A 12,818-nucleotide genomic window follows, 5' to 3' on the forward strand; every position below is an offset into this window, starting at 1 on the left:
ATATTACTCTTCGATAGTCACTTTTTCGATAACAACAGCTTCAAGAGGAACATCTTGATGCATGCCACGGTTACCTGTGCTAACCGCTTTGATTTTGTTAACGATTTCCATGCCTTCAACAACTTCACCAAATACACAGTAACCCCAGCCTTGCGCTGACTCAGACTTAAAGTCTAGGAAAGTGTTGTCACCAACGTTAATGAAGAACTGAGCCGTCGCTGAGTGTGGATCTGACGTACGCGCCATCGCGATAGTACCGGTTTTGTTTGATAAACCGTTGTTTGCTTCGTTTGCAATCGCTTCGTTTGGACGCTTTTGGCCCATATCTTCAGTGAAACCACCACCTTGGATCATGAAGCCGTCGATTACACGGTGAAAAACAGTACCGTCGTAAAAGCCTTCTTTAACATAGTTAACGAAGTTAGCTGCTGTGTTAGGTGCTTTCTCAGCATTTAGGGCTAATTTGATTTCGCCGTGGTTGGTATGCAGTGTGATCATATTTAAAACTCTCGTTATTTTATACTTTGTCAATAATGGCAGGATTCTAACGTAATTGCCCAACACCATAAAGCACTGTGTGTTTAGCGGCGCCAATTTAACAGTCTTATGCTTGATGTTTGTGCTGAATTGACGCTGTAAGGAACAGAATTCGCCATAGGATTATCATGATTAGATCCTAATCTAACCTTGATGCGGGTTATATGCTCAATTTTGCGAACTTTCAACACCAAAACAGCTTGGAACAGCCTCTTTTGCAATGGTAGACTGAACCACACATTTTTACAGATAGCCGTTGAAGAGAAGAATCAATGTTGAAGCTTTACAATAGTCTTACCCGCCAAAAAGAGCAGTTTGTGCCATTACAACCAGGAAAGGTTGGCATGTATGTGTGTGGGGTGACCATCTATGATTTATGTCATATTGGCCACGGGCGTACATTTGTATCTTTCGACATGATTGTAAGATACCTAAGATACAGCGGTTACGATGTTAACTTTCAGCGTAATATTACCGACGTTGACGACAAAATTATTAAACGTGCTAACGAAAACAACGAAAGCTGCGACGATTTAACTGAGCGCTTGATTGCTGAGATGCATCGTGATTTTGATGCATTGAATATGGCGCGTCCTGATAATGAGCCACGTGCAACCTTGCATATGCCTGAAATCATCGACATGGTTGAAAAGCTTATCGCGCGTGAGCATGCTTATGTTGCATCGAATGGTGACGTGCTATTTAGTGTGTCGTCATTCCCTGAATATGGTCGTTTGTCTGGTCAAAATCTTGAGCAGTTGCAAGCGGGCGCTCGCGTAGAAATTGAAGATGCCAAGCGCGATCCAATGGATTTCGTATTATGGAAAATGTCAAAACCTGGTGAGCCTACATGGGAGTCGCCATGGGGACCTGGTCGCCCAGGTTGGCACATTGAATGTTCAGCAATGAACAGCAAGCACTTAGGCAATCACTTTGATATTCATGGTGGCGGCTCTGATCTGCAGTTCCCGCATCACGAAAACGAAATTGCCCAGTCTTGCTGCGCCCATGATACGCCGTATGTAAACTACTGGATGCATACAGGTATGGTGATGGTTGATAAAGAAAAGATGTCAAAATCTTTGAATAACTTTTTCACTATCCGTGATGTATTAGGTCATTATGATGCAGCGACAGTGCGTTATTTCTTGTTGTCTGGTCATTACCGCAGCCAACTTAATTATTCAGAAGATAACTTAAAGCAGGCAAAATCTGGTCTTGAGCGTATTTACACCGCTCTTAAAGATCTTGACCTAACTATTGAGGCTGCACCAGCTGAAGAGTTTGTCGCTAAGTTTAAATCAGCGATGGATGATGACTTTAATACACCAGAAGCCTATTCAGTCTTGTTTGACATGGTACGTGAAATTAACCGTCTTAAGCTAACTGACATCACTAAAGCCTCTGCGTTAGGTGTTGCGCTTAAAGAACTCGCTGACGTGCTGGGTATTCTTGGCCAAGACGTTGATACCTTCTTTAAAGGTGAAGGCAGTGACGATGAAGTTGCCGAAATTGAAGCCTTAATTGCTGAGCGTAATCGCGCTCGTGCAGAAAAAGATTGGCCTGCAGCAGACGTTGCACGTGATGGCTTAAATGCATTAGGTGTGATCTTAGAAGATGGCCCAGAAGGTACGACTTGGCGTAAGAAGTAGTTCTTAGCGATAAGTCGTTTGATACGAAAACAAAAAAGCCTGCTAATGCAGGCTTTTTAATACCTTAAATATACTGGTAGATTATATTTAAGGTGGGGAGCTTTTGACTGAGCTAGTCGTGATACTGCTCGCAAGCGTATAAGGTGTTTTCTAGCAGGCTTGCGATGGTCATAGGACCAACGCCGCCTGGCACAGGGGTAATAAAGCTTGCGTGCTGAGCGGCAACATCAAATTCTACATCGCCAACCAGCTGACCGTTTTCTAGGCGGTTAATCCCCACGTCAATAACGACTGCACCTGGCTTAATCCAGTCACCAGGAATAAAGCCTGGCTTGCCTACGGCAACAACCACTAGGTCAGCACGTCTTACTTTATCTTCAAGATTGCGAGTAAAGCGATGACAGATAGTTGTGGTGCAACCAGCTAATAAAAGCTCAAGTGCCATAGGGCGGCCGACAATATTAGAGGCTCCGACAACCAGCGCATCTAAACCATAGGTATCAATTTCAGTAGACTTGAGCAGCGTCATGATCCCCATCGGGGTGCATGAGCGTAAAACTGGGCTACGCTGTGCAAGACGTCCGACATTGTACGGGTGGAAACCGTCAACATCTTTGTCTGGGCGAATACGTTCAATGACTTTTGATTCTTCAATATGCTCAGGTAGCGGCAATTGAACTAAAATGCCATCAATACTTGGATCTTCGTTACATTCGTCAATTAATGACAAAAGTGCTTCTTCTGAGGTGCTGCAGTCTAGATCGTATGAACGAGACATAAAACCGACTTCTTCACAGGCGCGGCGTTTGCTGCCGACATAAACTTGTGAAGCTGGGTCTGCTCCTACAAGTATTACGGCTAAACCTGGAACTCTTTGACCAGCCTCTTTGCGGGCGGTTACTTTATCTTTGAGTTGCGTTCGAATGGTTTGCGCAATCGCTTTACCATCGATATTTTGGGCTGTCATTGGGGTAGGTGTCCTTTATACGGCGCGATAATGGAAAACCGCGACATTTTAGCAGGAGCGCCGTAAAGTGTCATTGGTTTAGATAATTAACAATCAATTCTAATATACGGATAATCGACTTCTTGTGACCTTAAATAAGATTGGCGTACTCTTTTATTTTATTATGCGTTCAATAAAAGAAACTGTTGCCATAAGCTTAATCAATTAAATCGAACCTGAATGGTTCAATATTGATGTAATTTCTAGCTAATTGGTTAAACTGAAACCTGTTAGCTTGCAAAGTAATCATGTAGGTAAGTTTTTTTTAAAAAGTCATTGACGATATTTAGGTGTGGGGGTACTATGCGCTCCGTTCTCAACGAGGCAGCAAGTTGTTGTTCAAGAGAGCCAGAAACAGTAAAGGGTGTCCCAGCGTAAAAGCGTACTTTACATCAGGTTTCAAAATTTCGGTGATTAGCGCAGCCCGGTAGCGCATCTGGTTTGGGACCAGAGGGTCAGAGGTTCGAATCCTCTATCACCGACCACATTTAAACTAACGTGGAACGTTAGTTGCCCAGTTCAGGAAATGAAATTATTTTCATTACCGAGCGCCCGTAGCTCAGTTGGATAGAGCACCCGCCTTCTAAGCGGGTGGCCGCAGGTTCGAATCCTGCCGGGCGTACCATTTTTGTGGTGATTGTAGCTCAGTTGGTAGAGTCCTGGATTGTGATTCCGGTTGTCGTGGGTTCGAACCCCATCAGTCACCCCACTCATTCTGTAAAGAAGTAAAAAAAGCGACCCTAGGTCGCTTTTTTTACGCCTGTAAATCACGCTTTGAGGCTCGACTCTGGCGCAATCCATAGCTATAATGTCGCGTCTTGATAATTATCAACTAAAAGATACCTGTGCCGAACGTCAGTATTTTTGGGCATTTTGGTTAAATTTATGGATCAAGAAACGAATACCTGAATAGTTGAGTTTTCGACTATTGCAAAGGACGATAGACATATTTCGAGGTAAAAAAATGCAAGTTTCTGTAGAAACCACACAAGGCCTAGAGCGTCGCCTAACAATTTCTGTACCTGCTGAGCAGATCGAGAACACTGTTAAAGAAGCATTAAAAAGCGAAGCTAAGCGTGCCCGTATCCCAGGTTTCCGTCCAGGAAAAGTACCTGTAAGCGTAATTAACCAGCGTTATGGTAAAGCTATTCGTCAAGACATCACTGGTGAAGTGATGCAGCGTAACTTCGTTGAAGCTATCATTGCTGAGAAGTTAAACCCAGCTGGCGCACCTACGTTAACTGCTGGTTCAACTGAAGGCGAAAACTTTGAGTTTGTTGCTACTTTTGAAATCTATCCAGAAGTTGAACTAAAAGGTCTAGAGTCAATCACTGTTGAACAACCAACTGCTGAAGTAACTGAAGCAGATGTTGATGCAATGATCGAAACACTTCGTAAGCAACACGCAACTTTTGAAGTTGTTGAGCGTGAAGCTGCTGAAGGCGACAAAGCTAAAATCAACTTCGTTGGTTCTATCGATGGTGAAGAGTTTGAAGGCGGCAAAGCTGACGATTTCGAACTTCAACTAGGCAGCGGCCGTATGATCCCAGGTTTCGAGTCTGGCGTTGAAGGTCACAAAGCGGGTGAAGAGTTCAATATCGAAGTGACTTTCCCTGAAGATTACCACGCTGAAAACCTAAAGGGTAAAGTAGCGACTTTCGCTATCACTCTTACTGAAGTTCAAGCGGCTAACCTTCCAGAAGTTAACGATGAATTCGCTACACTATTTGGTATCACTGAAGGCGGCATCGACGCTCTTCGCGCTGAAATCAGCAAGAACATGAGCCGTGAACTTGAGCAAGCGCTTAAAGCAAACGTTAAAGAGCAAGTTCTTAATGGTCTAGTTGAGCAAAACGACATCGAATTGCCAGCAGCGCTAATCACTGGCGAAGTTGAAGTATTGCGCAAGCAAGCTATGCAACGTTTCGGTGACCAAGCTGCTAACATGCCTGAGCTACCAGCTGACCTGTTCACTGAGCAAGCTGCGCGTCGTGTTAAAGTAGGTCTACTACTTGGCGAAGTGATCAAAACAAACGAGCTAAAAGCTGAAGACGAACGCGTTCAAGGTTTGATCGCTTCTATGGCTTCTGCTTATGAAGATCCAAGTGAAGTTGTAGCATACTACAATGGTAACGAAGAACTTATGCAAAACATGCGCAACGTTGCTCTAGAAGAGCAAGCAGTTGAAGCTTTGTTAAAATCTGCAACTTTGACTGAAAAAGCAGTCCAGTTTGAAGAATTTATGAACAAGGCTACCGGTCGCGCGTAACCATCGCTTGACTTAAATGGCTATTAGCCATTTATAATGGCTCGTATGAGGTTCCTCATGCGGGCCATTTTTATTTAGGGAAGTTAATCATGCACAAAGCGCCAGAATCAGTACTTAACGCACTCGTTCCTATGGTTGTTGAACAAACAGCTAAGGGTGAACGTTCATATGATATTTATTCTCGCCTATTAAAAGAGCGAGTAATCTTTCTTGTTGGCCAAGTTGAAGAACATATGGCTAACCTTATCGTTGCTCAGTTACTGTTTTTGGAATCAGAGAGCCCAGATAAGGACATCTACTTATACATTAATTCACCTGGCGGTAGCGTAACTGCGGGTATGGCTATTTACGATACCATGCAGTTTATTAAGCCAAATGTGAGTACTGTTTGTATTGGTCAAGCGGCAAGCATGGGTGCGTTTCTACTTGCTGGCGGAGCGCCAGGCAAACGTCATTGCTTACCAAACTCGCGCGTGATGATCCATCAGCCACTGGGCGGTTTCCAAGGTCAGGCATCTGATATTGCAATTCATGCTCAAGAAATTTTGGGTATCAAGAATAAGCTAAACACTATGTTAGCAGAGCATACTGGTCAGCCTCTTGAAGTGATTGAACGTGATACAGACCGTGATAACTTTATGAGCGCGACTGAAGCCGCTGAATACGGCTTAGTTGATTCAGTAATGACAAAACGAGACTGATTTTTACTTCGCTCTGAGCTATGCTCAAAGAAGAAGTATTGAAAAGATTCAAGCAGTAGAGCTACTGCAAACAGAGGTAAAGTAATGGGTGAAAACAAAGGTAACGGTGACGGCGGAAAGCTGCTGTACTGCTCTTTTTGTGGCAAGAGCCAGCATGAAGTAAGAAAACTCATCGCTGGGCCTTCTGTATATGTGTGTGATGAGTGTGTTGAATTATGCAACGACATCATTCGTGAAGAGATCAAAGAGATTTCACCAAAACAAGATCAAGATAGACTGCCTACACCGCATGAGTTAAGAGCACATCTAGATGATTATGTTATCGGTCAAGATAAGGCTAAGAAAGTCCTTTCTGTCGCGGTTTATAATCACTATAAACGCCTTAGAAATGCCAGTCCGAAAGACGGTGTCGAGCTAGGTAAGAGTAACATCTTGTTGATTGGTCCAACGGGTAGCGGTAAGACACTACTTGCAGAGACGCTTGCACGTTTTCTTGATGTGCCATTTACTATGGCTGACGCAACGACATTAACCGAAGCGGGTTACGTGGGTGAAGACGTTGAGAACATCATTCAGAAGCTACTACAAAAGTGCGACTACGATGTAGAGAAAGCACAGCGTGGTATCGTGTATATCGATGAAATTGACAAAATCAGTCGTAAGTCTGACAACCCGTCAATTACACGTGATGTTTCAGGTGAAGGTGTACAGCAGGCACTATTGAAACTGATCGAAGGTACAGTTGCTGCAGTTCCACCACAAGGCGGTCGTAAACATCCTCAACAAGAGTTTTTACAGGTTGATACCTCTAAGATCTTATTTGTCTGTGGTGGTGCATTCGCTGGCCTTGAAAAAGTTATCGAGCAACGGGCACACGTAGGTAGCGGTATCGGTTTTGGTGCACAGGTTAAAGGCGAAGCTGATAAGAAGAATATCTCTGATAGACTTTTAGAAGTAGAGCCAGAAGATTTAGTGAAATTTGGTTTGATTCCAGAGTTCATTGGTCGTTTGCCAGTTTTAGCGACACTTGCAGAACTTGATGATGAAGCGTTAATCCAAATTTTATCTCAGCCAAAAAATGCGATTACTAAACAGTTTGCTGCATTGTTTGAGATGGAAGGTGTCGATCTAGAGTTCAGAGAAGATGCGTTAAAGGCGATTGCCCTTAAAGCGCAAACGCGTAAAACCGGTGCTCGTGGTCTACGTTCAATTGTTGAAGGGATCTTACTAGATATCATGTACGACCTGCCATCAACTGACGACGTTGCTAAAGTGGTTATCGATGAATCAGTGGTCAAAGGTGAATCTACGCCGATCTTGATTTACGCCAACAACGAAACTCAAGCAGCAACCGCAGAATAAGCTATCATCTACAGCTAGATAGTATAAAAGGAGCCTATATGGCTCCTTTTTTGTACACTTCTTCAATTAATTTTCTTTCACCATTGAAACCTATCCAATCATCCCAATATACTCATAAGTAATCATAAAAAACGGAATCGAGCTATGACCCTAGAGCGTGATGCGCGAATCGAACTACCCGTACTGCCACTCAGAGATGTGGTGGTTTATCCCCATATGGTAATTCCGTTATTCGTCGGTCGAGAAAAATCTATTCGTTGCTTAGAAAAAGCAATGGAGCAAGATAAGCAAATTATTTTAGTCGCCCAGCGTGATGCTGAGTTAGACGACCCTAGCAGCGACGACATTTTTGATGTTGGTACAGTCGCTTCAATATTGCAGTTACTTAAGCTGCCTGATGGCACTGTAAAGGTATTAGTTGAAGGCGGCCAACGTGCCCGCATCGACAACTATATCGACCAAGAAGATATCTTCCAAGCAACAGCACACTATCTTGAATCAGAGCCATTGTCTGAAAAAGAAGAGGAAGTGCTCGTTCGCTCTGCGGTTGGACAGTTTGAAGGCTATATCAAGCTTAATAAGAAGATCCCACCAGAAGTACTGACTTCGCTTTCAGGAATAGATGAAGCGGCAAGACTTGCTGACACCATGGCGGCGCATATGCCGCTGAAGCTTGAAGACAAACAGTCTGTGCTTGAAATGGTGAATGTAAGCGAGCGTATCGAATATCTAATGGCGATGATGGAAGCTGAAATTGACCTACTTCAGGTTGAAAAGCGTATTCGTAGCCGTGTTAAGAAGCAGATGGAGAAGAGTCAGCGCGAGTACTACTTGAATGAGCAGATGAAGGCGATTCAAAAAGAACTTGGCGACATTGACGAGTCTCATGATGAGTTTGAAAGTTTAGCGAAAAAGATTGAAGAAGCGCAAATGCCAGCAGAGGCGAAAGAAAAAGCTTCTGCAGAGCTTAATAAGCTGAAAATGATGTCGCCAATGTCTGCTGAAGCGACAGTGGTGAGAAGTTACGTTGAATGGATGGTGTCTGTGCCTTGGCACAAGCGCTCTAAAATCAAACGTGATTTAGCGAAAGCGCAAGACGTGCTTGATACCGATCACTTTGGTCTAGAAAAGGTCAAAGAGCGTATTTTAGAGTATCTAGCCGTGCAAAGCCGCGTTAAGCAACTTAAAGGTCCAATTCTTTGTTTAGTTGGACCACCAGGTGTAGGTAAAACATCACTGGGTCAATCGATTGCAAAAGCAACCGGTCGTAAGTATGTGCGTGTCGCATTAGGCGGCGTGCGTGACGAAGCGGAGATCCGTGGTCATCGCCGTACTTATATTGGTTCTATGCCGGGTAAAGTGATTCAAAAGATGTCTAAAGTGGGCGTTAAAAACCCATTATTCCTGCTTGATGAAATCGATAAGATGAGCAGTGATATGCGTGGCGATCCAGCTTCTGCGCTTTTAGAGGTCTTAGATCCTGAGCAAAACTCAGCATTTAGCGATCACTACATGGAGGTCGATTACGACTTATCTGATGTAATGTTCGTTGCCACGTCAAACTCAATGAATATTCCAGGCCCGCTGCTTGACCGTATGGAAGTGATTCGTTTGTCGGGTTATACCGAAGATGAAAAGCTTAATATTGCTAAGCAACACTTGTTGCCAAAGCAAATTGAACGTAACGGCTTAAAGGCAAAAGAAGTGACTGTTGATGATAGTGCTATTATCGGCATCATCCGTTACTACACTCGTGAAGCGGGCGTACGTGCGTTAGAGCGCGAGCTGTCGAAGATTTGCCGTAAAGTGGTTAAGCAAATTCTGCTTGATAAGAGCATTAAGCATGTTGAAGTTAATCAAGACAACCTGAAGTCATTCTTAGGTGTGCAGCGTTGTGATTACGGTAAAGCTGAATCAAACAACCAAATTGGCCAAGTTACTGGTTTAGCGTGGACAGAAGTTGGTGGTGATTTACTGACAATTGAGGCGACCTCTGTACCAGGTAAAGGCAAGCTGACTTATACCGGCTCGCTGGGTGACGTGATGCAAGAGTCTATCCAAGCGGCAATGACCGTTGTACGTGCTCGTGCTGAACAGCTTGGTATTAACCCAGACTTCTACGAAAAACGTGATATTCACGTACACGTACCAGAAGGGGCTACACCAAAGGATGGTCCATCAGCAGGTGCAGCAATGTGTACTGCGTTGGTTTCAAGCCTAACCGGTAACCCTGTTCGCGCTGATGTGGCGATGACCGGTGAAATTACCCTTCGCGGTGAAGTATTGCCAATTGGTGGATTAAAAGAAAAACTTTTAGCTGCGCACCGCGGCGGCACGAAAGTTGTTCTTATTCCAAAAGAAAATGAACGCGACTTAGAAGAAATACCACAAAACGTGATTGCCGATTTGAAAATCCATCCAGTGAAGTGGGTTGATGAAGTCCTGAAATTGGCGCTTGAACGACCAGTTGAAGGTTTCGAAGTAGTAGAAAACGTGGACTAACGCAATAAATTGCAGGAATGCATTAAAAAAACGTAAAAAGGGGCTTACCTCAGTATCAAGCTGTGGTAGCCTAAGTCCGTGGAGAGTCAGTCGCTCCAGCCCTTGGAGTGACTGGTTTTGAGTAGTATCCTAATTTATTTCTTTGGTTTTCCTATAAGGCTTGAACTTTGGTTCTAAGCTTGTTATAAAAAGCCTCCGCAGACCGCTCTAGACAAGGATTTGGGTGCGGCGCACAAATTACATTCAAGGGGATGACATGAACAAATCTGAACTAATCGAGAAAATCGCTTCTGGTGCTGACATTTCTAAAGCGGCTGCTGGCCGTGCTTTAGACTCTTTCATCGGCGCTGTTACTGACGGTCTTAAAGAAGGCGATAAGATTGCTCTTGTTGGTTTCGGTACTTTCGAAGTGCGTCAACGTGCTGAGCGTACTGGTCGCAACCCACAAACGGGTAAAGAGATCAAAATCGCAGCAGCAAACATTCCAGCATTCAAAGCTGGTAAAGCTCTAAAAGACGCTGTTAACTAATATAAAGTTAGCAATGCAGCCTTTTGTAAGGCTATTGTAAAAAAGCACTGTCATAACAGTGCTTTTTACAAATAGAAAGGACGTAAATTAAGTATTCGCTTAATTTAGTCAGCAGGAGTTAGAGCTTTATTGTTCCTCTCCTATAAATTACAAAAAGGCGCATCTCGATAGTGATGCGCCTTTTTATTATATTAATCGCAACAAGCGAGAAGTCTGATGTTAGAAAAGATTCGCGAAGGCTCACAAGGCGTCATTGCTAAAAGCATCCTAATCCTTGTGATACTTTCTTTTGCATTTACGGGTGTAAGTAGTTATTTGGGTTCTTCAACTGAGGTTGCAGCTGCTACCGTAAATGGTGAAGAGATCAGCAACTCGGCTTTAGAGCAAGCATATCAAAACGAACGTAGTCGTTTAGAGCAGCAGTTGGGCGACATGTTCGCTACGCTATCAGCTGATGACAACTACATGCAAAGTGTTAAGCAGAGTGTATTAGAGCGACTTGTCGCTGATAAATTACTCGACCAAAATGCTGCAGAATTAGGTCTTCGTGTTTCTGATGAACAGATCAAAGCAGCGATTATGACAGAACCAGCATTTCAAACTGATGGCGTATTTGATAACGATCGTTATCAAGCAATCTTGCGTCAATTAGGCTATCAAGCAAATTCGTTCCGCGACATGATGCGTACGGATATGACTCGTCGTCAGCTTGTTGCAACATTGGTAGGTTCTGAGTTTGTACTTCCTGGCGAAGCTAAGTATGTAGCAGAGCTTCAGGGGCAAACTCGTGATATCGATTATAAAGTTATTGATGCGACGCCATTTTTGGCTGATATCAGCGTTACCGATGAACAGGTTAAGAATTACTACGATTCGAACCTAGCTCAGTTTGTTCGTCCAGAGGTTGTTAGCCTTAACTACATCGAGTTAAATGCGAATGACTTGGCAAAAGATGTTCAAGTAACAGATGCAGAAGCTCAAGCTTATTATGACGAACATAAAGCTAACTACACACAAGCTGAAAAGCGTTTAGCTGCACATATCCTAGTTCAACTAGGGGATGATGAAGATGCTGCCAAAGCGAAAGCCGAAGCGATTTACAAACAGCTTCAAGACGGCGCTGACTTTGCTGAAGTTGCTAAAACAGAGTCTGAAGATACCTTCAGCGGCGAGCAAGGCGGTCAACTAGACTGGTTTGAAGCGGGTGTTATGGAGCCAGAATTCGATGCAGCATTATTTGCGTTGAATAAAGGTGACTATTCAAACGTAGTGAAGACTAACTTTGGCTACCACATTATCAAAGCATTAGACATTCAAGCAGGGGCTCAAGCGCCATTTGCTGATGTTAAAGAAAAGATTGTTGCTCAGCTTAAAGATAAACAAGCGGTTGATAAGTTCTACGAACTACAGCAAGTGTTAGCGGATACGAGCTACGAAGTACCAGATACATTAGTTGATGCAGCGAAAGATCTTGGTGTTGAAGTTAAAACAACTCCTGAGTTTACTCGCACTAATCCGCCAGAATTGTTTAGCCAACCGGATCTATTGCAAGAAGCGTTCTCGTCTAATGTGCTGCTAGATGGTATGAACAGTGATGTATTGGAAGTTGCACCAAATCACGTTGTGGTTATTCGTGTTAACTCTCACAAAGCTGCTGGCACCATGGATCTAGCTGATGTGCGTAGCGCAATTGCTAATCGTCTAAAGCAAGAGCAAGCTAATGAAGCTGCACGTAAGCAAGCACAAGAAGTGATGACTGCAGTTGAGGCATCAGGTGACACTGCTGACTTTATTGCAGTTAATAAGCTTGCACGTTTTGCACAAGATGTTGACGGTGCGATTGTGAACAAAGCATTTGCGATGGCACAACCAACAGATAAGCCTTCAGTAGATACCGTTGCGCTTGCAAATGGTTACGCTGTTGTTGTGCTTAAGCAAGTGAATGCAGCTGAAGGTGTTGATACTAATCTATTAGATTCACTGACACAGCGTTTAAGCTCTCAGTACAGTGAAAATGACTACCGCGCTGTAATTGCTTCTCTAAAGGCTAAAGGTGAAGTCCTTTATCCTGCTGCAGAGTAGTAGTTAGCATTACGGCATAAGTAAGCATATAGCCTCTAACGAGGTAGAAAAAACCGGCTAATATAGCCGGTTTTTTTATGTCTGAAATTTGACATGATTTAATCAGTTTCATGCTAAAGCATATATAGGAACTCACTACTTACGGTAAGTACTGCGTAATGCCCCCAGTGGGGTAACC

9 protein-coding genes and 3 tRNA genes are annotated in these 12,818 nt (G+C 43.6%); 10 read left to right on the plus strand and 2 right to left on the minus strand.

What is annotated here, in order from left to right; translation table 11 throughout:
* Positions 1-3: 3 nt before the first annotated feature.
* Positions 4-498, minus strand: coding sequence for a peptidylprolyl isomerase (locus L2748_RS00080; RefSeq protein WP_220780557.1), 495 nt, complete (start codon positions 496-498; stop codon positions 4-6).
* Positions 499-809: 311 nt separating this feature from the next.
* On the opposite strand from L2748_RS00080, the gene cysS reads away from it, so the two are divergent.
* Complete coding sequence (gene cysS, locus L2748_RS00085) at positions 810-2,189, plus strand: cysteine--tRNA ligase (protein WP_220780556.1); 1,380 nt, start codon at positions 810-812, stop codon at positions 2,187-2,189.
* 112 nt (positions 2,190-2,301) lie between these two features.
* Here cysS and folD read toward each other — a convergent pair whose 3' ends face one another.
* The gene (gene folD, locus L2748_RS00090) at positions 2,302-3,156 is read right to left on the minus strand and encodes a bifunctional methylenetetrahydrofolate dehydrogenase/methenyltetrahydrofolate cyclohydrolase FolD (RefSeq protein ID WP_220780555.1); all 855 of its coding nucleotides are present in this window, start codon (positions 3,154-3,156) and stop codon (positions 2,302-2,304) included.
* A gap of 447 nt (positions 3,157-3,603) precedes the next feature.
* Between folD and L2748_RS00095 the strand changes: the two genes are divergently transcribed.
* The 9 genes from L2748_RS00095 (at position 3,604) to L2748_RS00135 (ending at position 12,640) form a co-directional block, all read left to right on the plus strand.
* Positions 3,604-3,680, plus strand: a tRNA-Pro gene (locus L2748_RS00095).
* Positions 3,681-3,743: 63 nt separating this feature from the next.
* Positions 3,744-3,820, plus strand: a tRNA-Arg gene (locus L2748_RS00100).
* 8 nt (positions 3,821-3,828) lie between these two features.
* Positions 3,829-3,904: transfer RNA gene (locus L2748_RS00105), tRNA-His, on the plus strand.
* Positions 3,905-4,159: 255 nt separating this feature from the next.
* On the plus strand, positions 4,160-5,464 hold the full coding sequence (tig, locus tag L2748_RS00110; protein ID WP_220780554.1) for a trigger factor: 1,305 nt from the start codon (positions 4,160-4,162) through the stop codon (positions 5,462-5,464).
* Positions 5,465-5,553: 89 nt separating this feature from the next.
* The gene (gene clpP, locus L2748_RS00115) at positions 5,554-6,165 is read left to right on the plus strand and encodes an ATP-dependent Clp endopeptidase proteolytic subunit ClpP (protein WP_028768224.1); all 612 of its coding nucleotides are present in this window, start codon (positions 5,554-5,556) and stop codon (positions 6,163-6,165) included.
* 84 nt (positions 6,166-6,249) lie between these two features.
* Positions 6,250-7,527: an ATP-dependent protease ATP-binding subunit ClpX gene (clpX, locus tag L2748_RS00120; RefSeq protein WP_220780553.1), complete on the plus strand. Its 1,278-nt coding sequence runs from the start codon at positions 6,250-6,252 to the stop codon at positions 7,525-7,527.
* Positions 7,528-7,671: 144 nt separating this feature from the next.
* On the plus strand, positions 7,672-10,029 hold the full coding sequence (gene lon, locus L2748_RS00125) for an endopeptidase La (RefSeq protein WP_220780552.1): 2,358 nt from the start codon (positions 7,672-7,674) through the stop codon (positions 10,027-10,029).
* A 241-nt stretch (positions 10,030-10,270) separates the two neighbouring features.
* Positions 10,271-10,558, plus strand: a complete 288-nt coding sequence (gene hupB, locus L2748_RS00130; RefSeq protein ID WP_220736800.1) for a nucleoid-associated protein HU-beta — start codon at positions 10,271-10,273, stop codon at positions 10,556-10,558.
* Positions 10,559-10,774: 216 nt separating this feature from the next.
* Complete coding sequence (locus L2748_RS00135; protein ID WP_220780551.1) at positions 10,775-12,640, plus strand: SurA N-terminal domain-containing protein; 1,866 nt, start codon at positions 10,775-10,777, stop codon at positions 12,638-12,640.
* The last annotated feature ends 178 nt before the right edge of the window (positions 12,641-12,818 follow it).

The sequence above is a fragment of the Shewanella sairae genome, assembly GCF_023283535.1.
In the GTDB taxonomy this organism is placed as follows: Bacteria; Pseudomonadota; Gammaproteobacteria; order Enterobacterales; family Shewanellaceae; genus Shewanella; species Shewanella sairae.